This is a genomic window from Xanthomonas sp. CFBP 7698, assembly GCF_003600855.1.
GTDB lineage: Bacteria > Pseudomonadota > Gammaproteobacteria > Xanthomonadales > Xanthomonadaceae > Xanthomonas > Xanthomonas cannabis.
On record NZ_PRDN01000005.1, the window covers coordinates 62,687 to 85,422 of the forward strand.

Sequence of the window (22,736 nt, forward strand, 5' to 3'; positions counted from 1 at the left end):
CAGTCGAGATGGTCGGTATGCATGGTTTTCAACGAGCAACCGGCAAGCCGCGACGTGCTCCTCGCTCTTCAACGAAACCACCAGCCAACTGTCTGGTGCGGTGTCCTTACCGATTGCGGGACCGTTGGCGGCATGGATGCCGCCACCGAGCCCCCATGGACGGGTTTACGGCGTGTCCCGCGAGCGGTGAGGGCACCGCGCACTCGACAGACCACGCTTTAAGAGCATCCGAGCAGAAAGAGCATCCAAGCCCCCCCCAACCACGCCACACCCGCATGCAATTGTGTAACCACCCTGGGCTCTATACGCTGCAGCCATGCTGCTGCGTCGCGCCCGCCTGTTGCACCCCTTGCTGCGCCTGATGGCGTTGGCAGTGCTGGCGCTGGGCGTGCTGGTGGCGCCGGTGGCCTGCGCGTTGGGCGATGTGCATGCGTTGGCGCACGACCAGATGCATCTGGAAGACACCGCGCCGCATGGCCATGATGGCGCCGACGAAGGCGATGCCGGCGAGCGCGATGGGGCCGGCCTGATGCACGCCCTGATGCATAGCGGCTACTGCCACGGCCAGAATCCGGCCGTCTTGCCGGCGCTGGCCTGGCTGCCGTTGTCCACGCACGCGCACGCCCGGCCCGTGGCCGTGTTTGCGCACTACCGCTCGCACCTGAGCGAGACCGGATTGCGTCCCCCGATCGCGGCCTGATGCCTCGCCGGCAGCTGCCGGCCTGTCCATCGATCCCGATTCCGGAGACACCCTCATGTGGTTGCGACTGACGGCGATTGCCGTCTTCGCGGTCGTGCCGTGCGCCATGGCGCAGGACGTATCGCCCAAACCCGTGCTGACCCTGGACGATGCCATCGCGCGCGTCGCCCTGCAGCACCCCGACCTGCGCCTGGCCGATGGCCAGCGTGCCGTCCTCACCGCCGAAGCCGAACGCGACGCGCTGCGTCCGCCGTTGCGCATCGGTGCCGAACTGGAAAATGTGTTCGGCAGCGGCCCGACCCGCGCGCTGGACCAGGCCGAACTCACCGTCACCCTGGCCGGCGTGCTGGAACGCGGCGGCAAACTGGATGCGCGGCGCACGCTGGCCCAGGCCCGTATCGATGCGCTGGCACCGCAACGGGCAATCGCGCGGCTGGACGTGCTGGCCGAGGTGGCGCGGCGTTACCTGGCCATCACCGCCGCCCGCCAGCGCCGCACCGTCGCGCTGGAGACCCTGGCGCAACGCCAGCGCACCGTGGCCGCCGCGCGTCAGCGGCTGCAGGCCGGCGCCTCGCCGGAGTCGGTGGTGTTGACCGCGCAGGCCTTGCAGGCACGTGCGGAGCTCGATCGCGACCGCGCGCAACTGGAAGAGGCGGCCGCACGCCGCCAGCTGGCGGTGCTGTGGGGGCAGCGTGCGCCGGACTTCGGCGATGTCACTGGCGACCCATTGCAGCTGCCGGCGATTCCCGAGTTCGAGGTGCTGGTGCAGCTGCTCGATGCCACCCCCGAACTGGCGCGCTTGAACGGCGAGCAGCGCGTGCGCGAGGCGCGGGTGCGGCTGGCACGCAGCCAGGCGCGCCCGGACCTGGACTGGCAGGTGGGCGTGCGCCGGCTCGAAGCCAACGACGCCACCGCGCTGCTGGGCAGCGTCTCGCTGGCGCTGGGCAGCGCCGCGCGCGCGCAACCGGACATCCGCGCCGCCGAAGCGGAGCTGTCGTTGCTGAACATCGAACGCCAATCGCAGGCACTGGGGCTGTACGCCACGCTGGCCGACGCGCATGGCCGCTACCGCGCCGCGCAGCTGGAAGTGGCGCGCATGCGTAGCGATGTGCTGCCCGCACTTGCGCGCGCCGATGCTGCGGCCGAGCGCGCGTACCGTGCCGGCGCCACCAGTTATCTGGATTGGGCGCAGCTGCAGGCGCAACGCAGCGATGCACGTCAGCAGCAACTGGCCGCCGCACTGGACGCGCAGACCGCGTTGATCGAGATCCAGCGCCTGACCGGGCAGCCGTTCGTGCTCGACAGCGCCGCGCAGGTGGGGCCATGAGCGCTGACGCCTTCTCATTTTTTCGCTCGGACTGCGTACGCACGGTTGCATCTGCTGCAACTGCAACTGCAGTCGCAACTGCATCATCCAGCGGCCGCGAAGCACTGCCCATGCCCGGCGCGCATGCAGTGCAAGCCATCTCCATTCGTTCGCCCGACGCACTGCATCGGCGCCAACCAGGACCCATTTCGATGACACGTTTTTTGATGGCGCCGCTCCTGTTGGCGCTGCTGCTGAGCGGCTGCGGCCGCAGTAGCGAAGAGTCTCACGACGACCACGCAGGGCATGCTGCCGAAGCTGATACCGATGCTGACGCACATGGCGAAGACGCACAAAAAGGCGCACACGGCGGGCGCCTGCTCAGCCAGGACGGCGACAGCGTGGAGTTGGCGATCGCCGAAGACGGTACACCGCCCACCTACCAGGCCTGGCTGTACCGCGATGGCAAACCGTTGCCGGCCACTGCGGGCAACGTGGAAGTGCATTTGAAGCGGCTTGGCGGCGTCGATGAAGTGCATCGGTTGCGGCCACGCGACGACGGCAGCCTGCTGGCCGACAACACCGTGGGCGAACCGCATTCGTTCGATGTGGACGTGCGCGCCACCGTGCAGGGCAAGACGCATCGCTGGCGCTATGCCAGCTATGAAGGCCGTACCACCATCGCTGCGAAAATCGCCCAGGATGCCGGCATTCGCATTGCGCCGGTGGGTGCTGGCAGCATCGCCGATCAACACGAGGTGCAGGGCCTGCTCACGCCCGCCGAAGGCGCGCAGGCGCAGGCCACCGCGCGTTTCCCCGGCCCGGTGCGCAGCCTGCGCGCCAATGTCGGCGACCAGGTCCGCGCAGGCCAGGTGCTGGCCACGGTGGAGAGCAATCTGAGCCTGACCACTTATTCGGTGAGCGCACCGATCGGTGGCACCGTGCTCGCCCGCAATGCCAGCCTGGGCAGCAACGCGGGCGAAGGCCAGACGCTGTTCGAAATCGCCGACCTGTCCACCTTGTGGGTGGATCTGCACATCTTCGGCGCCGACGCCGGTCACATCACCGCCGGCGCACCGGTGACGGTCACGCGCATCAGCGATGGCGTGGTGGCGCAGACCACGCTGGAGCGCGTGTTGCCGGGCACCGCCACGGCCAGCCAGAGCACGGTGGCGCGCGCGGTGCTGCGCAACAGCGATGGCTTGTGGCGGCCGGGCTCGGCGGTCAAGGCACGGGTCACGGTGGCGCAGCAACCGGCGGCGATGGTGGTGCCGACCGGTGCGTTGCAGCGGTTCCGCGATTGGGATGTGGTGTTCGTGCGGGTGGGCGATGTGTACGAAGCGCGGCCGGTGAAGCTGGGCGCGCGCGATGCGCAGCAGGTGGAAGTGGTGTCCGGCGTGGCGCCGGGCGACACGGTGGTGGTGGAGCAGAGCTACCTGGTGAAGGCCGACATCGAAAAGTCGGGGGCCTCGCATGATCATTGAACGCCGCGTCTCCAGCTTGCTGCTTCCTCGGCCGCACGCAGGTGCGTGCGAACAGCTCTTCCGCACTTCAGCGATACGTCTTTTCGGTCATCGACGCGGTTGCGGCGCAGGCACGCACGCACTGATCGGTGTGGCTGGGCACGCAGTTGCGCCTAGTGCGCGCGGAGGTGCGCGTCATGCTCACTAACATCATCCGGTTCGCCATCGCACAGCGCTGGTTGATGCTGGCCTTGACGGGCGTGTTGATTGCGATCGGCGCGTGGAGTTTTTCGCGCTTGCCGATCGATGCGACACCGGATATCACCAACGTGCAGGTGCAGGTCAACACCTCAGCGCCGGGCTATTCGCCGCTGGAATCCGAGCAGCGGGTGACGTTTCCGTTGGAGACGGTGCTGGCAGGACTGCCGGGGCTGGAGTCCACCCGATCGTTGTCGCGCTATGGCTTGTCGCAGGTGACGGCAGTGTTTGCCGATGGCACCGACTTGTATTTCGCACGGCAGCAGGTGGCCGAGCGCTTGCAGCAGGTCAAGTCGCAACTGCCGGCCGACCTGGAGCCGCAACTGGGGCCGATCGCCACCGGGCTGGGCGAGATCTTCATGTATACGGTCGAAGCCAAGCCGGATGCGCGCAAGCCCGATGGCAGTGCGTGGACCGCGACCGATCTGCGCACCTTGCAGGATTGGGTGGTGCGCCCGCAGCTGCGCAATGTGCCGGGCGTGACCGAGGTCAACACCATCGGCGGCTATGCGCGGCAGATCCATATCACCCCCGATCCGGCGCGCCTGGTCGCGCTGGGATTCACTCTGGACGACGTTGCCCAGGCAGTCGAGTCCAACAACCGCAACATCGGTGCCGGCTATATCGAGCGGAATGGCCAGCAGTTTCTGGTGCGCGTGCCGGGGCAGGTGGACGACATCGCGCAGATCGGCGCGATCGTGCTGGACCGACGCGAAGGCGTGCCGATCCGCGTGCGCGATGTGGCGCAGGTGGGCGAAGGACGCGAACTGCGCACCGGCGCCGCCACCCAGGACGGCAATGAAGTAGTGCTGGGCACGGTGTTCATGCTGGTGGGCGCCAACAGCCGCACCGTGGCGCAAGCCGCCGCACAGCGCCTGGACGTGGCCAACGCCAGCTTGCCGGCCGGTGTGCAGGCAGTGCCGGTGTACGACCGCACCGCACTGGTGGACCGAACCATCGTCACCGTCGCCAAGAACCTGATCGAAGGCGCGTTGCTGGTGATCGTGGTGTTGTTCCTGTTGCTGGGCAATGTCCGCGCAGCCCTGATCACGGCCGCAGTGATTCCGTTGGCGATGTTGTTCACCCTCACCGGCATGGTGCGCGGTGGCGTGTCCGGCAACCTGATGAGCCTGGGCGCGCTGGATTTCGGCTTGATCGTCGATGGCGCGGTGATCATCGTGGAGAACTGCCTGCGCCGTTTCGGCGACGCGCAATTGCGACTGGGGCGTGTGCTCGAGCGCGACGAGCGTTTCGAACTCACCGCCGAAGCCACCGCCGAGGTGATCCGCCCCAGCCTGTTCGGCCTGGGCATCATTACCGCGGTGTATCTGCCGGTGTTCGCGCTCACCGGCATCGAAGGCAAGATGTTCCACCCGATGGCGATCACCGTGGCGCTGGCACTGACCGGGGCGATGCTGTTGTCGCTGACCTTCGTGCCGGCAGCGATTGCGTTGCTGCTGGGCGGCAAGGTGGCCGAGCATGAAAACCGCGCAATGCGCTGGGCGCGCGGCGTGTATGCGCCATTGCTGGATCGCGCGCTGCGGCACGGGCGCTGGGTGGGCATCGCGGCGCTGGCAACGGTAGCGGCGTGCGCGGTGCTCGCCACGCGCCTGGGCAGCGAGTTCATCCCGAACCTGGATGAAGGCGATGTCGCGCTGCATGCCCTGCGGATTCCCGGCACCAGCCTGGAACAGGCCATCACCATGCAATCCACCCTGGAAAAACGCATCAAGCAGTTCCCGGAAGTGGCGCACGTGTTCGGCAAGCTCGGTACCGCCGAAGTGGCCACCGACCCGATGCCGCCGTCGGTCGCCGATACGTTCCTGATCATGCATCCGCGCGATCGATGGCCGGATCCGCGCAAGCCCAAGGCGCAGTTGCTGGCCGAGATCGAGCAAGCGGTCAAGCAATTGCCCGGCAACAACTACGAGTTCACCCAGCCGATCCAGATGCGCATGAACGAGCTGATTTCCGGCGTGCGTGCGGATGTGGCAATCAAGGTCTATGGCGACGATCTGGAGACATTGGTCAGGCTCGGGCAACGCGTGCAGGAAGTGGCCAGCGCAGTGCCGGGCGCGGCCGATGTGAGCCTGGAACAGGCCACCGGGCTGCCGATGCTGGCGGTGGTGCCCGACCGCGCCGCCCTGGCCGGCTACGGGCTCAATCCCGGCGTCGTGCAGGACACCGTTGCGGCCGCCGTGGGCGGGCAGGCGGCCGGGCAGTTGTTCGAGGGCGACCGCCGCTTCGACATCGTGGTGCGCGTGCCCGAAGGCCTGCGGCAGGACCCCACCGCGTTGGCGGACCTGCCGATCCCGTTGCGCGGCGATGGCGAGCGCGCCGATGCCGACGAATCCAGCCGCGCCGCCGGCTGGCGCAGTGGCGAACCGACCACCGTGCCGCTGCGTGAGGTGGCCAGGATCGAGACCGTGCTCGGCCCCAACCAGATCAATCGTGAAGACGGCAAACGCCGCATCGTGATCACCGCCAACGTGCGCGATCGCGATCTGGGCAGCTTTGTCGCCGAGGTGCAGCAGCGCGTGCGGGCGCAGGTCAAGCTGCCCACCGGCTACTGGATCGGCTACGGCGGCACCTTCGAGCAATTGATCTCCGCCAGCCAGCGCCTGGCCTGGGTGGTGCCGGGCACCTTGCTGCTGATCTTCGCGCTGCTGTACTGGTCGTTCGGTTCGCTGCGCGATGCGCTGGTGGTGTTCAGTGGCGTGCCGCTGGCGCTGACCGGCGGCGTGGTGGCATTGGCGCTACGCGGGCTGGCGTTGTCGATTTCCGCCGGTGTGGGCTTTATCGCGTTGTCGGGCGTGGCGGTGCTCAATGGCCTGGTGATGATCGCCTTCGTGCGCAGCCTGCGTGCCGAAGGCATGTCGCTGGAGCAGGCGCTGCGCGAAGGCGCGCTGTCGCGTTTGCGCCCGGTGTTGATGACCGCCCTGGTGGCTGCGCTGGGCTTCGTGCCGATGGCCTTCAACGTGGGCGCCGGCGCCGAAGTGCAGCGCCCGCTGGCCACGGTGGTGATTGGCGGCATCGTCTCGTCCACCCTGCTGACGTTGCTGGTGTTGCCGGTGTTGTATCGCTGGCTGCATCGGGACAAGGCCGGGCGTGTAGCACCAGCGGATGCCGCAGTGCCGCAACGGGGCGGAACGTGAGCGTGCCCCGCTCGCGCCGGGGCACCTCGGCGGCGCAGGGTGTGACCGGGCGGCGATGACGCGGCCGGGCGCGTGCCAATGCTGGTTCGGGGCCTGTCCCGGGAGTGCTGCGGCGTTTTCTGCTGCGGCCCGGGCGCGCGCAAGCGGCCGGTACATCGCTCGCTGCGTCTGCAGGAGAGGGCTGGCGGCGGCGACGGCAAGCGATGCGGCAGGCAGGCCGCATCGCAGGCAGCGTGCGCAAGGTGCCGCCGCACGCCACCGGCGTCTGGCCTAAGTGCTTGCAGCACAAGGGATTGCCGTGCATAATGCGCGGCTCGCTGTGCCCGGATCGTTCCGGACGGCGGCACCCAGCGCGATGTGGTGCCGGCCTCTTCCCAGCGTTAAGTGATTGATTCCCAACGTTGCGTGGCAGCCAAGCTGCTGTCGGGGCCGCCGTTTTCCTGGCTAAGGAAGACACCAAACTTTATCGAGGTGCGTAATGTCCCGCGTATGCCAAGTGTCCGGCAAGCGTGTGCAGACGGGTAACAACGTCTCCCACGCAAACAACAGAACCCGTCGTCGCTTCCTGCCCAACCTGCACGAGCGTCGCTTCTGGGTTGCCAGCGAAAACCGCTGGGTGAAGCTCCGTGTCTCCGCGCATGCATTGCGCACCATCGACAAGAACGGGATTGATGCCGTTCTGAAAGAGCTGCGTGCGCGCGGCGAAAAGGTCTGAGGAGTAAGCAGTCATGGCAAAAGGCAAGCGTGACAAGATCCGTATGATTTCCTCGGCCGCTACCGGCCACTTCTACACCACGGACAAGAACAAGAAGAACACTCCGGGGAAGATGGAAATGATGAAGTACGACCCGGTCGTGCGTAAGCACGTCATGTACAAGGAAGGCAAGATCAAGTAATCCACCGATTACGCGATCTGCATCCAAGCAAACACCCGCCGAAAGGCGGGTGTTTGCGTTTTGGGGAGTGCTGCGGGGGATGACGGCAACAATGGTTTAAATCCGCACACTTCCTGGGCCACTCCGCCTCGGCGGACTATATCCCCTCTCCTATGGGAGAGGGGTAGTGAGGGTACGGGGCGAAGCCACTCGCAGTGGTTGGAGTACCAGAGGCTTCGCACGTACCCTCATCCGGCCCTTCGGGCCACCTTCTCCCCCATAAAGGAGGACGATGTCCCGATGTGAGAAGGGAGCAATACGGCACGCGCGCCGTGCAACGCCGCAGTCAAAGCCCACGCGTCCGCAATTGCGCATCCAGCCGTGGGTACACCCGCCGCGCATTGCCTTCGAACACCTTGCGCTTGTCGGCTGCGGAAATCGCCAATGCATCGATGTAGCGTTTGGTGTCGTCGAAATAGTGGCCGGTCTGCGGGTCGATGCCGCGCACCGCGCCGACCATTTCCGAGCCGAACAGGATGTTGTCGATGTCGATGACCTCGAACAGCAGGTCGATGCCGGGCTGGTGATAAACACACGTGTCGAAGAACACATTGCGCATCACATGCGTGGACAGCGGTGGCTTGCCGAGCATGTCGGCCAGTCCGCGGAAGCGTCCCCAGTGATACGGCACCGCGCCACCGCCATGCGGGATGATGAAGCGCAAATCCGGGAAGTCGGTGAACAGGTCGCCTTCCAGAAACTGCATGAAGGCGGTGGTGTCGGCGTTGAGATAGTGCGCGCCGGTGGCGTGGAAATTGGCGTTGCAGCTGCCCGACACGTGCACCATTGCCGGCACGTCGAGCTCGACCATTTTTTCGAAGAATGGGTACCAGGCGCGGTCGGTCAGGGGCAGCCCGGTCCAGTGGCCGCCGGAAGGATCGGGATTGAGGTTGCAGCCGACAAACCCGAGCTCGGTGACACAGCGTTCCAGCTCGGCGATCGAGTGGGCGATCGACACCCCCGGCGACTGCGGCAACTGGCACACGCCGATGAAGGTGTGGGGATACAGCTGCACCACGCGGGCGATGAGGTCGTTGCAGTGGCGTGTCCACACCTGGCTCACCGCCTCGTCGCCGATATGATGCGCCATGGTGCTGGCACGTGGCGAAAAGATCGTCATGTCTGCGCCGCGTTCGCGGAGCAGGCGCAACTGATGTTGCTCGACGCTCTCGCGCAGCGCGTCATCGGAGATGGCCGGGTACACCGGCGCGGGCGCGCTGGCGTCGGTGTAGTGCGCAATCTGCGCCTTGCGAAACGCATCGTGCGCCGCGGGCGCGGTGGTGTAGTGGCCGTGGCAGTCGATGATCATGGCAATGCTCGTCGCGATGCGGAGAGAGGTAGTGGCACGCAGTCAACTGCTGCGCGCAGGGCAGGTCGGTGACGTTCACGCAAACAATTCACCATCGAACAGTTTGCGCGCAGTCCTGATCACCGCCGCGCGCACCACCGCGCCCTGTGCGTCGCACTCGATGAGGCAGTTGCTCATGCCACTGGGATGCTCCACCCCCACCTGCTGGCTGTCGCCGCCAGGCAGCTGCGCCAGCGCATGCGCAGGCGCGTCCGGCAGCAGGCAGGCGGTGGCGACGCTGACCGCGCCGAGCACGCCGATGGAGGCGTGGCAGCGGTGCGGAATGAACGAGCGCACGCAGATCGCGCCGCCGTCGCGCGGCGCGGCCACCAGCATCATCTTCGGCACCGTTGCAGCGCTGACATCGCCCAGCCGCATCAACGGGCCAGCCTGCAGGCGAATGGATTCCAACCGCGCCTTGAGCGACGCGTCTGCATCCAGGGTGGCGCGGTCTTCGTAGCCGCTGATTCCCACATCGCTGGCGCGCAACACCACGCAGGGCATGCCATTGTCGATCAGGGTGACCTCCACGCCGTCGATCGTGTCCAGCGCTCGCCCGCTGGGCAGCAGGGCGCCGCAGGAGGAGCCGGCGATGTCGGCAAACGCCAGCGCAATCGGCGCGGCGGTGCCGGGAACGCCATCGATGCGCGCTTCGCCGGCATAGCTGACCCGGCCGCCGGGCGTCTGCACGGTGGCCGTGGCCAGGGTGCCGGTGTTGCGCATGAAGATGCGCACCTCGGTTTCGCCATCGCGCGCCGGCAGCAGGCCGCGTTCCAGCGCGAATGGCGCGACACCGGCCAGCATGTTGCCGCAGTTCTGTGCGTCGCTGACCTGCGCCTGGTCCACGGCCACCTGCAGGAACAGATAATCCACGTCGGCATCGGCGCGGGCCGAACGCGACACCACGGCGACCTTGGACGTCAGCGGGTCGGCGCCGCCCATGCCATCGATCTGGCGCAGGTCCGGCGAGCCGTAGGCGCGCAGCAGGAAGGCATCGCGCGCGGCGCTGTCGGCAGGCAGGTCATCGGCCAGAAAGAAGCCACCCTTGGAGGTGCCGCCGCGCATCCACATCGCGCGCACCTGCTCAGACATAGCGCAGCCCCTTGGCTGCGAGGCGTTCGCGCATGGCGTAGATGTCCAGCCCCAGCTCGCCGCGCGCCAGGCGCTCGCGCTTGAGCAGTTCGCGCGCTTCGCGGGCCTGCGCTTCGGTCAGCACCTCGGCGGCGCGTTCGCGCGGCACCACGCACACGCCGTCATCGTCGGCCACCACCACATCGCCCGGCTGCACCAAGGCCCCGGCGCACACCAGTGGCACGTTGACCGATCCCAGCGTCTCCTTGATGGTGCCCTGCGCGCAGATGGCGCGGCTCCAGGCCGGGAACTGCATGGCGGTGAGGTCGCGCACGTCACGCACGCCGGCATCGATGATCAGTCCGCGGCAGCCACGCGCCTGGGCCGAGGTCGCCAGCAGATCGCCGAAGTAGCCGTCGCAGCAGTCGCTGGTGGGCGCCACCACCAGCACATCGCCTGGCTGCAGCTGTTCGATGGCCACATGCATCATCCAGTTGTCGCCGGGCGGCACCGACACGGTGACCGCGGTACCGGCGATGCGGCAGCCGCCGTAGATCGGGCGCAGCCGGTGATGCAGCAGGCCGGTGCGGCCTTGCGCTTCATGCACGGTGGCCACGCCGGCCTGCGCCAGCCCGTCCACGACGGCGATCGGGGTGCGCGCGATCTGGGTGACGACCTGGCTCATCCATCCATCCTCGTTAGTGCTGTGTCGAGTCTGAGCGGCGAGAGCGAGACAGCTCAAGATTCATTTGAGGTATGCGTATTGGTTTTGCTTATAGTTAGAGCATGCCGCCGATGCCCGAGCCGAACCTCCGCCATCTCCACGCCCTGGTCGTGGTGCATCGGCTGGGCAGCATCAGCGCGGCCGCCCCGCAGGTGAACCTGTCGCAGCCCGCCCTGACCCAGGCGGTGGCACGGCTGGAGCAGCAACTGGGGGTGCGGTTGTTCGACCGCCAGCCTGGCGGGATGGTGGCCACCGAGGCCACCCAGCTGGTGGTGCCGCGGGTCGAGCGTGCGCTGGCGCATCTTGGCCGCGGCATCCGGGTGGCGCGGCGTGCGCTGCGCTTGCCCGCCCGCCCGGGGCTGGAGCGGCGCGTGTCGCTGGGGCAGTTGCAGGCGTTGGTCGCCGTGGATGTGGCGGGCAGCTACTCGCTGGCGGCCGTGCAGGTGGGGGTGTCGCAACCGGCGGTGTATCGGGCGGTGCAGTCGCTGGCCGATGTGATCGAGGTGCCGCTGACCATGCGCCGCGGCAAGGCGATGCAGCCCACGCCGGTGGCCGAGCGGCTGCTGCGGCAGGTGCGCCTGGCGCTGGCCGAGGTACGCGCCGCGCTCGACGAGGTGGCGGCGCTGCGCTCGCAGCATGCCGGCCGGGTGGTGGTGGGGGTGATGCCGCTGGCACGGGCGATCCTGTTGCCGCAGGCGCTGGCGCGGTTTGCGCGCGCGCACCCGGCCGCGCGCATCAGCGTGGTCGAAGGGCCATATGCAGAATTGCTGGCACATCTGCGCGACGGCGGGCTGGATCTGCTGATCGGTGCGCTGCGCGAGCGGCTACCGGTCCGTGACGTGCTGCAGGAGCCGCTGTTCGACGACGAGCCGGTGATCGTGGCGCGCAGCGGGCACCCGCTGGCCGGGCAGTCGTATGCGTTTGCGCAGCTGCTCGACTACCCCTGGGTGATCGCCGCCGCCGGCACGCCGGTGCGCCAGCGTTGGGAGCGCATGTTCCGCGACCGCCAGCTGGAGCCGCCCGCGCTGCGTATCGAGTGCGGCGCGGAGCTGACCGTGCGCGGGCTGTTGCTGGAAGACGACTGGCTGACCCTGATGTCGCGCGACCAGTTCCTGTTCGAGCGCCGCGCCGGCCTGCTGGCCGAGATCGGCCGCGCCGGGCCGCAGCTGCGCCGGCAGATCGGCATCACCACGCGCAGCGACTGGCACCCCACCCGCGCGCAGACCGCCTTCGTGCAAACGCTGCGGCAGGTCTGCGCCGAGCGCATGCGGCCGGCAGCCTCGGAAGCGGGGCCCTTTCGCCATTGCGGACAGGCCGGTGGCGGCACGCCGTTGCGTTCACGTCCGGCCCGGTCAGAATCGGCTTCCTCATGAGAACGGAGCGCTGATGCTGCCCGACTGGTTGCAAGGGACCTGGCTGCTGGCGCTGGACTGGGTGATCCGGCTGGCCGCCCTGCTGTGGATTCCCGCCCGCACCACGCCGGGCGCGGCGCGCAGCTGGTTGCTGTTGATCGGCTTCGTGCCGGTGGTCGGCCTGCCGCTGTACCTGCTGTTCGGCCACCCGTGGCTGTCGCGCCTGCGCGTGGAACGGCAGGCCACCGCCTCGCAGGTGATCCGCGAACAGCAACTGCCCTTGCACGCATTGCGCTGGACACCGCAGGCGGACACCAGCAGTGCCGAGGTGGTGCCGCTGATCGAACGCCAGGGCGATTTCATGCCGACCCTGGGCAACGCGGTGGAGTTGCTGGACGACTACGCGCAGTCGCTGCAGGCGCTGATCGACGCGATCGATGCAGCAGAAAAGCGCGTGCATCTGCTGTATTACCTGATGTTCGACGATGCCGTTGGCGAGGCGGTGGTGGCCGCGCTGGAGCGCGCCAGTGCGCGTGGCGTGCGCTGTCGCGTGCTGCTCGATGCGGTGGGCGCCAAGCGTGGCCTGCGCCGCTATCGCAAGCGTCTGCTGGCCGGTGGCATCGAGGTGCTGGCGGTGCTGCCCGGTGGACTGCGCTGGCGCCGCAGCGGGCGCATGGATCTGCGCAACCACCGCAAGATCGCGGTGATCGACAATCAGGTGGGTTTTGTGGGCTCGCAGAATCTGGCCGATGCCGGCTTCGTCCACGGCGTGCCCAATCGCGAACTGGTGGCGCGCGTGCGCGGGCCGGTGGTCAACCATCTGGAAGCGGTCTTCGCCAGCGACTGGTTCACCGAAACCGGGCAGCGCCTGGACGTGTGGCCGGATGCGCCGGTGTGCCAGGCCAACATCGCCACCCAGCTGCTGCCCAGCGGGCCGGCGTATCCGTTCGAGAACGCGCGCGATGCCATCAACGCGGTGATCCACCTGGCGCGGCGCAAGGTGGTGCTGGTGACGCCGTATTTCGTGCCGGACGAAGCCTTGCTGAGCGCCTTGCGCATCGCCGCGGTATCGGGCGTGGACGTGCAACTGATCCTGTCGCAGAGCAACAACCAGCGTCTGGCGGCCTGGGCGCAGGAAGCCTACTTCGACGAGCTGCTGCGTTGCGGGGTGAAGATTGCGCTGTATCGCCCGCACTTTCTGCATGCCAAGCACCTGAGCATGGACGACGACATCGCGCTGGTCGGTTCGATCAACCTGGACATCCGCTCGTTTGCGCTCAACGCCGAGATCGGCATGCTCTGCTACGACCGCACCGTGGTGCAGCGGCTGCGCGAGATCGAACAGGACTATCTGGCCCACGCGCGCCAGCTGGAGCTGGAGCAGTGGCGCCGTCGCCCGGCCTGGCGCCGCAGCCGCGAAGGCATTGCGCGGCTGGCCGATGCGTTGATGTGAGGCGGGCACGGGCGCTGCGGGCTGTGCGCGACAGGGGCGATCGGCGGCGGGTCGTGGTCTTCCTGCATCTGCGGGCAGTAGCGGCGCGTACCGGGTCTGGAGCGTGGCCACGCGCGTGCCCGGCGGATGTGTCAGGCAGCAGGCGTGGCTGCTGCGGCCGGGCGTAGGTCGGGCCGGGTCGCGCAGCGGTCATCGGCGCGACGCAGGCATCGCCTACAATTGCCAGATGACTGAACTGCACAATCCCGGCGATGCGGTGATCGCCATCGTCGGTGGTGGCGCATCCGGTGTGCTGGTGGCAGTGCAGCTGCTGCAGCAGGCGACCACACCGATGCAGATCGTGTTGATCGAGCCGCATGCGGTGCTGGGCGAAGGCGTGGCGTATTCCACCACGCGCCCCGAACACCTGTTGAACGTACCGGCCGGCCGCATGAGTGCGCTGGCCGACGTGCCGCAGGATTTCGTCGACTACCTGCGCGCGCAGGGATGTTGCGCGGCGCTGGACGCTGCGCAGCTGCCGCAGCAATTTGTCGGGCGCAGGCATTACGCACCGTATCTACGCGACCGCCTGCAGGCAGCGCGTGCCGGCAGCCCTGCCACCCTGCGCGTGCACGCCGCACGCGTGCAGACCCTTCAACCCAGCGCCACCGGTGCGCTGTTGCAGCTGGACGACGGGCACACGGTACTGGCCGCTGCGGTGGTGCTGGCAGTGGGCAATGCGCTGCGTCCCTTGCCGCTGCGTGGCGCTACCGGCCTGTCGGCGGCGCAGCGGGTGGAAGCCTGGGACACCGGGGCGGTGGCCGCGCTGCCGCAGGATGCGGCCGTGTGCATCGTCGGCTCCGGGCTGAGCATGGCCGACACGGTGGTGACGCTGGCCGCACAGGCGCATCGCGGCGCAGTGCACGTGGTGTCGCGGCATGGCCTGTTGCCGCTGCCGCAGGCGCATGGCGCGGCGGCCGACTTCGACCCGCAGCCGCTGCTGGCACTGCCGTTGCGCGCGCGGCTGCGCCGGCTGCGGCAGCATGCGCGTGACGCACTGGCGCAGGGGCGGCCGTGGCAGAGCGTGATGGAGCGGATTCGTCCGTTGAGCCAGGCCTTGTGGCAGACGCTGTCGGTGGCCGATCAACGCCGTTTCCTGCGCCATGTGGTGCGCTACTGGGACGTGCATCGTCACCGCATCGCCGCGCCGGTGCATGCGCAGCTGCAGGCCATGCGCGCGCGCGGGCAATTGCAGCTGCATCGCGCGCGACTGGATGTGGCCTTCGAAGTGGGTGCCTGCGTGCGCGTGAGTGCCGGCGCCGCCAGTGCCGGGCACGCATTGCAGCTGGATGTGCAGGCGCTGGTCAATGCCACCGGTGTGGAAATGCGCGTGCAGGCCATGCGCAACCCCTTGCTGCAGCAATTGCTGGGGCAGGGCATTGCCGTGGCCGGCCCGCACGGGATCGGCGTGGATACCGCCGCCGATGGCAGCCTGATCGACGCCGACAGGCAGGCCAACCCACGGCTGCGGGTGATCGGCAGCCTGCGCATCGGCTCGCTGTGGGAGAGCCTGGCGGTGCCGGAGTTGCGCGAGCAGGCAGCGGCGATTGCGCGGGATGTGTTGGTAATGCTGGGCGTTGTTCCCTTCTCCCCTCGGGAGAAGGTGCCCCGCAGGGGCGGATGAGGGTACGGACGAAGCCTCGCAATCCCAACCCTTCATCGCAATCTCAGCCGCAGCGACGCCACAACCGGTAAAATACCGCGGTGGATGTCTCTCATTTGCTCGATCATTTAAACCCCGCCCAGCGCGAGGCCGTTTCCGCGCCGCCGGGGCATTACCTCGTGCTGGCCGGCGCCGGCTCCGGCAAGACGCGCGTGCTGATCCATCGCATCGCCTGGCTCAACGAAGTCCAGGGCGTGCCGAATCACGGCATCTTCGCGGTGACCTTCACCAACAAGGCCGCCGGCGAAATGCGTCACCGCACCGACCTGCAGCTGCGCAATGGCAGCCGCGGGATGTGGATCGGCACCTTCCACGGGCTGGCGCATCGCCTGCTGCGCCTGCACTGGCAGGACGCGCGCCTGCCGGAAGGGTTCCAGGTCATGGACAGCGACGACCAGCTGCGGCTGGTCAAGCGCGTGGTGCAGTCGCTGGAACTGGACGAAGGCAAATATCCGCCCAAGCAACTGAGCTGGTGGATCAACGAGCAGAAGGACGAGGGACGCCGTCCGCAGCATATCCAGCCCGAGCCCAACGACGATTGGACCGAGGTGCGCCGGCAGGTGTATGCGGCCTACCAGGAACGTTGCGACCGCTCCGGCCTGCTGGATTTTGCCGAGTTGCTGCTGCGCGCGCATGAGTTGCTGCGCGACACGCCGGCCCTGCTGGCGCATTACCGCGCGCGCTTTCGCGAGATCCTGGTCGACGAATTCCAGGACACCAACGCCATCCAGTACGCCTTCGTGCGGGTGCTGGCCGGCGAGTCCGGCAACGTGTTCGTGGTCGGCGACGACGACCAGGCCATCTATGGCTGGCGCGGTGCCAAGGTCGAAAACGTGCAGCGGTTCCTGAAGGATTTTCCCGGCGCGCAGACCGTGCGCCTGGAGCAGAACTACCGCTCCAGCGCCAATATCCTGGGTGCGGCCAATGCAGTGATCGCGCACAACCCCGACCGTATCGGCAAGCAGCTGTGGACCGACTCGGGCGATGGCGACCCGATCGATCTGTATGCGGCCTACAACGAAGTGGACGAAGCGCGCTATGTGGTCGAGCGCGCCCGGCAGTGGGTGCGCGATGGCGGCAGCTACGGCGAAGTGGCGGTGCTCTACCGCAGCAACGCGCAATCGCGCGCGCTGGAAGAGGCGCTGATTTCCGAACAGCTGCCCTACCGCGTGTATGGCGGCATGCGCTTCTTCGAGCGTGCGGAAATCAAGGACGCGCTGGCTTACCTGCGCCTGCTCACCAATCGCAGCGACGACGCCGCATTCGAGCGCGCAGTCAATACGCCCACGCGCGGCATTGGCGACCGCACGCTGGATGAAGTGCGCCGGCTGGCGCGCGCCAATGCCTTGTCGTTGTGGGAAGCGGCAATGCTGGCCACGCAGGAAAACAGCCTGGCCGCGCGTGCGCGCAATGCCTTGGCCACGTTCCTGAGCCTGGTCGGCCAGCTGCATGCCGAAACCGGGCAGATGGAATTGGCCGAACGCATCGACCACGTGCTGATGCGCTCGGGCCTGCGCGAGCACTGGGCCAAGGAAAGTCGCGGCGGGCTGGATTCGGAGTCGCGCACCGAGAACCTGGACGAACTGGTCTCGGTGGCTTCGCGCTTCACCCGCCCCGACGACGAAGACAGCCAGGGCATGACCGAACTGGTCGCGTTCCTGGCCTATGCCTCGCTGGAGGCCGGCGAAGGCCAGGCGCAGGCCGGCGAAGAAGGCGTGCAGCTGATGACGCTGCATTCGGCCAAGGGCCTGGAATTTCCGATCGTCTTCCTGGTCGGGCTGGAAGATGGCCTGTTTCCAAGCGCGCGCTCGCTCGAAGAGACCGGCCGGCTGGAAGAAGAGCGCCGCCTGGCCTACGTGGGCATCACCCGCGCGCGGCAGAAGCTGGTGCTGTGCTACGCCGAATCGCGCCGCATCCACGGCCAGGACAACTACAACGTGCCTTCGCGCTTCCTGCGCGAGATTCCACGCGATCTGTTGAACGAAGTGCGCCCAAAGGTGCAGGTCTCGCGCACCGCCTCGCTGGGCGCGGCGCGGGGCGGTCCGGTGCACGGCATCGTGGAGACGGCGCCGATCAAGCTCGGCGCCAACGTCGAGCACCCCAAGTTCGGCGGCGGTGTGGTCATCGATTACGAAGGGGCCGGTGCGCACGCCCGCGTGCAGGTGCAGTTCGACGAAGTCGGCGCCAAGTGGCTGGTGATGGCGTACGCCAATTTGACGGTGGTGTAATCGGGTGACGTCCATCGGCGCTGCGCCGTCCTTGAGGATGGCCGCCGGTTGCGCTGGAACACGCCGTAGCGGTCCTCGCACCGGCAGCGGGTAACGGCGCCGTTGTTGATGCGCTGCCAGCCGGCCGCTGCCATCTGCCACCTTCGTCGTGCCCCCATCTCGTCCCCTCTCCCGCAGGCGGGAGAGGGATAGCCTGCACGCGCGTGCGGGCTCCCGTGCACGCCGAGACATCAATACTGGCAAACACCCCGCATCGCTCCCTTCCCCCCGCAGGCGGGGGAAGGTGCCCGAAGGGCGGATGGGGGCAGCCGATCAGCCGGGCCAGGGCTTCCCGCATCCGTCGCCCGTAATGGCGGAGACAGAACGCTCAGCACGTCCCTGCGCATCAGTGATGTCGTTACGACGCGACAGCAAAACCCGGACAGTCGCCGTTGGTGGAGCTGGCAACCATTGGTGCATCGCTCGATGCATTCGCCGCGGCGTCCGTGCCACCCTGCAGGCCGACATCACTACCGTGGGACGCCAAACCATGCGGACCGAAAAACAGAAGATGCTGGCAGGCGAACTGTACAGCGCCACCGATGCGCAGCTGCAGGCCGATCAAGCGGCCGCGGCCGCGTGGATGCAGCGCTACAACGCGGCCGCAGTGCAGACGGCAGCACAGCGCCACGCACTGCTGCGCGAGCGCCTTGCCGACGTAGGCGACGGCGCCGTGATTCGTGCGCCGTTTCATTGCGATTACGGCTACAACATCCGCCTGGGCGCCGGGGTGTTCCTCAACTTCAACTGCGTGATCCTGGATATCTGCGAGGTGCACATCGGCGACGGCACGCAGATCGGCCCAGGCGTGCAGATCTACGCCGCCGATCACCCGCGCGATGCCGCCGGGCGTGCCAGCGGCCTGGAGTTCGGGCGGCCGATCCGCATCGGGCGCAATGTGTGGATCGGGGGCGGGGCGATCATCCTGCCCGGCGTGACCATCGGCGACGATGCGTTGATCGGCGCCGGTGCGGTGGTCACGCGCGATGTACCGGCAGGGGCGACCGCGGTCGGCAATCCGGGACGCCTGCGCGAGGTGCGCCCGGACCCGGATGCGGTTGCCACCGATTGAGCGCAGCGCGTGCCAAGTGGTGGTCTTCGTCGTCGATCACACAGGCGCCGCGCGCACCATGGAGACAGGAACAGCCGGGGCAAAGCGCTGGCGGCAACAGCGGTATTGCAACTGCAAGCTCACAAGCATCCAGCCACCCGCACGGCAACGCAATCGAAGCAACACTATCGGCAGCATCAACGCGTCCCCAGCACAGCCAGCAGCATCGCCGCACTGATCCGCATCAAGGCCCGTTCCACCCGCACATGCCACCGTGCGTTCACGCCCATCGGCAGCACTGCCACCCTTGCAGGAGGTCACCATGTACAAACGTATTCTCATCGCCATCGATGCATCCGAGCTGTCCCACCGTGGCTTGTTTCAAGGGTTGGAACTGGCCAAGGCCACCGGCGCCAAGGTCGACATCGTCACCGTGTCCGAGCCGTGGGCGATGGGCATGTACGATGCGATGGGCTGGAGCGTGGGTTACGAAGCAAGCCCGGAATACCGCACCGAGCGCGAAGCGGCGGCCGAAAAAATCCTGCGCCCGGCACTGGAACTGGCAGCGGCTGCCAACATCAAGGCGACCTCGCGACACGTGCTGGATCGCTTCGCCGCCGAAGGCATCGTGCAGACCGCCGAGGAATGCAAAAGCGACCTGATCATCATGACGTCGCACGGACGCCGCGGCATGCGCCGCATGCTGCTCGGCAGCCAGACCGTGGAAGTGCTCACGCACAGCACGATTCCGGTATTGGTGATTCGCTGAGGCACCGACGCGCTGCACTGCTGCACGCAACGCGCCCAGCGGCTTTGCCAGCAAGACGTTGTCTGCATCCGTGGTGCAACGCCATGTCCCGAGCTGTCACGCATAAGTTTCTCGTTCCACCGTAGGAGCGCACCCGGGCGCGAGGGCCTTCCCAGCAAACCCCTCGCGCGCAAGCCCATTCCTGCGGGCGGCAGCTCACGCGTCCAACGGCTCGCGCTGCAGTGTGGCGCCGGTTGCCGGCCGCGTCAGGCGGCGCAGCGCCTCGGCGTGCATCAGCGGTGCGCCATGCGCACCCGGCATGCGGTTGCGTAATGCGCTGACGGGCTGCGGTTGCAGGTCCTGGCGCAGTTCACGCATGAAGCGCCACATCGGCATGCAGTGGCCGCGGCGCGGTGCCGGCGCATGCGGCGTGGCGCGGCACAGGCGGCGCCACTGCATCGGCGGCATGCCGAAGCGTTGCTGGAACGCACGCTGGAACTGTCGCTCCGAGGCAAAGCCCATTTCGTACAGCAGCCAGGTCAGGCTGCACTCCGGGTACGCCTGAAGATAGCGATATGCGGTACGCAGGCGTTGCTCGCGGATATAGCTGGCCACCCCGCCACGCGATTGGAACAACCGGTACAACGAGGCGCGCGACAGCGCGAACGCCTGTTGCAACGACCCGGTACCAAGCTCCGCCTCGCCGATGTGCTGCTCGATGTAGGCCAGCAGATCGATCATCAGTGACGCGTGCGCCTTCGTGGCTGCGGGCGCTTGCGGAACGAAGGCGCTGTAGTAACTGATGCTCATGCGGTGCTGCCTGCGGCCCACTCCCCGGGGCCTGTCCCTGGATCAACCGAGAAAAGCATCGCCAACCCATCACGCGCCGTTCGTGAACCCAGCGTTGCGTCACGCATCGGTGCCATCGACCCCGAATCGGGCGGCCTCGCCTCGATGCATCGCGACGCTGGCGAGCCGGCTGAAGCCGGCCTGCGCGTTGGCCCGCCGCTGATGCAAGGTGTGCACCGCATCGAGATCGGCGCTGGTAACAGCCAGCACGTTCCTGTGCGAGGTCGCTGGTTCACCGAAGCAAAGGACGAGTCCTGCAGCAGACGTCGTCCGCCAGATGATGCCGAACTCACCACTGGCCAACCGCTTGCGGCAAAAGCGGCTGGACATCACAGGATCAACGTCGCGAGACGATTTGTCGGGTGACGGAAAACGGTGCTTCTAAGGTGATGCAACGGTAGACGAAACAGCCCTCGCACCCACGCCCGAGCACCTGCGAATTCATCCCGGCAGCCATCGGCATCGCGCGCCAGCCGGAGGGTCAGGCCGCTTCTTCGACGTCTTCGCTACATACCTTTTAAGACGGCGCTCCGCAGGAGACCTACATGTCGTTCAATATCATCAGCTGCGATGGCGGTGGAATCCGGGGCCTGATCACGGCGCTGCTGATCCAGGACCTGGATCAGCACAGCAATATCCTCAGTCACGTCGCTTGCTTTGCCGGCACGTCCACCGGCGGCCTGCTTGCTCTGGCATTGGTGCAAGACGTCCCGATCAGCAACATTATCGATATGTATATGACCAAGGGAGCAAGTATTTTCGAATCCAACGGTTGGCTTCTCGAGCAACAGGCCCAGGCGCAACAGCAAGGGGTAGATGCCGCGCTGGGAAGTGGGCCGGGCTTCTTCAGCAGTCAGTACAAGAATGATGGATTGATCCAGATCGCAAGTGCGCTGCTGGGCGCAACGCAGCTTGCAGATGCGAAGCGCCTCGTCGTCGTCAATGCCGCACGCCTGTGGGATGCAGGCAGTGGAAACTGGATGCCCGCAACGTTCTCCAATGGCGTGAACAATGCATATAGGCAGATCAGTATGGTCGACGCCGCATTGGCGACGTCTGCCGCGCCGACCTACTTTCCGCCTTATCGGATCGCCGGAACAAGCGACGACTATGGGTACTTCGCCGACGGCGGCGTCTTCGCCAACAATCCCGCCATGACCGCGGTGGCCGAAGCCATCGCCAGTGGCCTGGTGACCAACATCGGCGAAATCCAGCTGCTGTCGCTGGGAACCGGCAGCAGCCCGCAGGGAATTCCGGCGACTACCATCAGCAAGCCGCTCGACTGGGGCGCAACATCCTGGCTGTACCCCTGGGCCAGCGGCTCGGTTCCGGCAATGCCGTTGCTGAATCTGACCATGGACGCAACGGCCGAACTGGCAAGCATCCAGGCCGAACAGGTGCTGGCCGGCAACTTCAGGCGCGCCAACGTCGAGCTGCAACGCCCTTACGCACTGGATGACTGGAAGCATGTCGCGGATCTGGCCAGCCAGACCCAGGCTTACCTGCAGACAGATGCGTGGAAGCAGACCCGTGACTGGGTCGCCAGCCGCTGGACATAGGGCAGGTAACGGGGTCTTGCGCAGGCGCCGAGTGGAGCAAGCGGAGCGCCGCTGCGTGCTCAGGCCAACGCCGGTTCAGAACGTTTTTCCGCAGTCACTTACAACCTGCCGTGCGGGGTTTCCGGTCCAGGCGTTGACCTGGGAGCCGGACGCATCGGCATCGACATTCTCATCAGTTCCAGGTTGTAGCTGTGTTCCAGCCGGGACACCACTTGTTGATTTGCCATCAGGAGATAAACCATGAGCAGCACATCGCCACATCCGCATGATGAATCCGGTATCGAATGGACCGACGCCGTCAGTGATAAAGGCATTCCCTACCAGGTCGGGTTTCGCGGCAGCAGCCAGGAGACGGCGCAAGCCGATACTGCAGGAGAAGAAGCGAAGAAGGATTTCGGCATTGCGGTCGCTTGGCCGCTGACCGGCAACAACTGGACCGATACCACCGCCGAGGTCAAATCGATCGCTGCGATTCCCCGCTACAGTCTCGGAGCCTACGGCGGGACCTGGGCCTACATCCTGTATTTCAGCAACACCGAGCACTACGACTACTACTTCTACGACAAGACTGGCGATAGCTATCAGGTCAACACCTTTCGCAACGGCGATCACTACGTCCGGTACAACTCGAGTGATCCGGCGATTGCCTTCATCAAAGGCAGCTGATTGCCGGGCGTCGGCTAGGCGTCGGTCGCAACGCATCGATTGCGGCCGGTGCCAAAGGCAGCGCAATCCCTGCAGGTTCCGGGATATACGGTCGGGGGCTAGATCCACGCAGTAAGTCCTCTCCCATGG

The 22,736-nt window shown here is 66.9% G+C and carries 18 protein-coding genes and 1 pseudogene; 14 read left to right on the forward strand and 5 right to left on the reverse strand.

Annotated elements, in window-relative coordinates; translation table 11 throughout:
- Window positions 1-316: 316 nt before the first annotated feature.
- The 6 genes from XnspCFBP7698_RS17365 (at window position 317) to rpmG (ending at window position 7,778) form a co-directional block, all read left to right on the forward strand.
- Window positions 317-700, forward strand: coding sequence for a hypothetical protein (locus tag XnspCFBP7698_RS17365; protein ID WP_039404961.1), 384 nt, complete (start codon window positions 317-319; stop codon window positions 698-700).
- 55 nt (window positions 701-755) lie between these two features.
- Window positions 756-2,027 (forward strand): TolC family protein, encoded by a 1,272-nt coding sequence (locus XnspCFBP7698_RS17370; protein WP_104581483.1) that lies wholly within the window; start codon window positions 756-758, stop codon window positions 2,025-2,027.
- A 191-nt stretch (window positions 2,028-2,218) separates the two neighbouring features.
- Entirely contained in the window at window positions 2,219-3,490 is a 1,272-nt protein-coding gene (locus tag XnspCFBP7698_RS17375; RefSeq protein WP_104581513.1) for an efflux RND transporter periplasmic adaptor subunit, read from the forward strand.
- A 176-nt stretch (window positions 3,491-3,666) separates the two neighbouring features.
- Window positions 3,667-6,882, forward strand: coding sequence for a CusA/CzcA family heavy metal efflux RND transporter (locus XnspCFBP7698_RS17380; RefSeq protein WP_104581512.1), 3,216 nt, complete (start codon window positions 3,667-3,669; stop codon window positions 6,880-6,882).
- Between the two features lie 478 nt (window positions 6,883-7,360).
- Window positions 7,361-7,597, forward strand: coding sequence for a 50S ribosomal protein L28 (gene rpmB, locus XnspCFBP7698_RS17385; RefSeq protein WP_002809459.1), 237 nt, complete (start codon window positions 7,361-7,363; stop codon window positions 7,595-7,597).
- 13 nt (window positions 7,598-7,610) lie between these two features.
- The gene (gene rpmG / locus XnspCFBP7698_RS17390) at window positions 7,611-7,778 is read left to right on the forward strand and encodes a 50S ribosomal protein L33 (protein ID WP_002809462.1); all 168 of its coding nucleotides are present in this window, start codon (window positions 7,611-7,613) and stop codon (window positions 7,776-7,778) included.
- A 325-nt stretch (window positions 7,779-8,103) separates the two neighbouring features.
- On the opposite strand, the gene XnspCFBP7698_RS17395 is transcribed toward rpmG, so the two are convergent.
- The 3 genes from XnspCFBP7698_RS17395 to XnspCFBP7698_RS17405 form a co-directional block, all read right to left on the reverse strand.
- Window positions 8,104-9,126: an amidohydrolase family protein gene (locus XnspCFBP7698_RS17395; RefSeq protein ID WP_104581482.1), complete on the reverse strand. Its 1,023-nt coding sequence runs from the start codon at window positions 9,124-9,126 to the stop codon at window positions 8,104-8,106.
- Window positions 9,127-9,201: 75 nt separating this feature from the next.
- Window positions 9,202-10,257, reverse strand: coding sequence for a 4-oxalomesaconate tautomerase (locus XnspCFBP7698_RS17400; RefSeq protein ID WP_047697904.1), 1,056 nt, complete (start codon window positions 10,255-10,257; stop codon window positions 9,202-9,204).
- On the reverse strand, window positions 10,250-10,921 hold the full coding sequence (locus tag XnspCFBP7698_RS17405) for a 4-carboxy-4-hydroxy-2-oxoadipate aldolase/oxaloacetate decarboxylase (protein ID WP_047697905.1): 672 nt from the start codon (window positions 10,919-10,921) through the stop codon (window positions 10,250-10,252). Before XnspCFBP7698_RS17405 ends, XnspCFBP7698_RS17400 begins: the two co-directional genes overlap by 8 nt.
- Before the next feature lie 101 nt (window positions 10,922-11,022).
- On the opposite strand from XnspCFBP7698_RS17405, the gene XnspCFBP7698_RS17410 reads away from it, so the two are divergent.
- The 6 genes from XnspCFBP7698_RS17410 to XnspCFBP7698_RS17435 all read left to right on the forward strand — a co-directional run bounded on the left by XnspCFBP7698_RS17410 (window position 11,023) and on the right by XnspCFBP7698_RS17435 (window position 19,554).
- The gene (locus XnspCFBP7698_RS17410) at window positions 11,023-12,333 is read left to right on the forward strand and encodes a LysR family transcriptional regulator (protein WP_199680218.1); all 1,311 of its coding nucleotides are present in this window, start codon (window positions 11,023-11,025) and stop codon (window positions 12,331-12,333) included.
- Between the two features lie 13 nt (window positions 12,334-12,346).
- A complete protein-coding gene (gene cls, locus XnspCFBP7698_RS17415) occupies window positions 12,347-13,765 on the forward strand; it encodes a cardiolipin synthase (RefSeq protein WP_047697907.1) in 1,419 nt (472 codons plus the stop codon).
- 226 nt (window positions 13,766-13,991) lie between these two features.
- Window positions 13,992-15,428 carry an FAD/NAD(P)-binding protein gene (locus XnspCFBP7698_RS17420; protein WP_104581481.1) on the forward strand — a complete coding sequence of 479 codons (1,437 nt, stop codon included), beginning with the start codon at window positions 13,992-13,994 and terminating at the stop codon, window positions 15,426-15,428.
- 80 nt (window positions 15,429-15,508) lie between these two features.
- Complete coding sequence (uvrD, locus tag XnspCFBP7698_RS17425; protein WP_047697909.1) at window positions 15,509-17,695, forward strand: DNA helicase II; 2,187 nt, start codon at window positions 15,509-15,511, stop codon at window positions 17,693-17,695.
- A 529-nt stretch (window positions 17,696-18,224) separates the two neighbouring features.
- Window positions 18,225-18,806: a sugar O-acetyltransferase gene (locus tag XnspCFBP7698_RS17430; protein ID WP_104581480.1), complete on the forward strand. Its 582-nt coding sequence runs from the start codon at window positions 18,225-18,227 to the stop codon at window positions 18,804-18,806.
- Between the two features lie 301 nt (window positions 18,807-19,107).
- Entirely contained in the window at window positions 19,108-19,554 is a 447-nt protein-coding gene (locus XnspCFBP7698_RS17435) for a universal stress protein (RefSeq protein WP_039405036.1), read from the forward strand.
- Between the two features lie 195 nt (window positions 19,555-19,749).
- On the opposite strand, the pseudogene tagK reads toward XnspCFBP7698_RS17435, so the two are convergent.
- A pseudogene (gene tagK, locus XnspCFBP7698_RS17440) lies at window positions 19,750-20,408 on the reverse strand (transcriptional regulator TagK).
- Between the two features lie 34 nt (window positions 20,409-20,442).
- The gene (locus tag XnspCFBP7698_RS21440) at window positions 20,443-20,712 is read right to left on the reverse strand and encodes a hypothetical protein (protein ID WP_146093273.1); all 270 of its coding nucleotides are present in this window, start codon (window positions 20,710-20,712) and stop codon (window positions 20,443-20,445) included.
- 215 nt (window positions 20,713-20,927) lie between these two features.
- On the opposite strand from XnspCFBP7698_RS21440, the gene XnspCFBP7698_RS17445 reads away from it, so the two are divergent.
- Both XnspCFBP7698_RS17445 and XnspCFBP7698_RS17450 read left to right on the forward strand, forming a co-directional pair.
- The gene (locus tag XnspCFBP7698_RS17445) at window positions 20,928-21,941 is read left to right on the forward strand and encodes a patatin-like phospholipase family protein (RefSeq protein WP_104581479.1); all 1,014 of its coding nucleotides are present in this window, start codon (window positions 20,928-20,930) and stop codon (window positions 21,939-21,941) included.
- Between the two features lie 240 nt (window positions 21,942-22,181).
- Window positions 22,182-22,607, forward strand: a complete 426-nt coding sequence (locus XnspCFBP7698_RS17450; protein ID WP_052077110.1) for a hypothetical protein — start codon at window positions 22,182-22,184, stop codon at window positions 22,605-22,607.
- Window positions 22,608-22,736 lie beyond the last annotated feature (129 nt).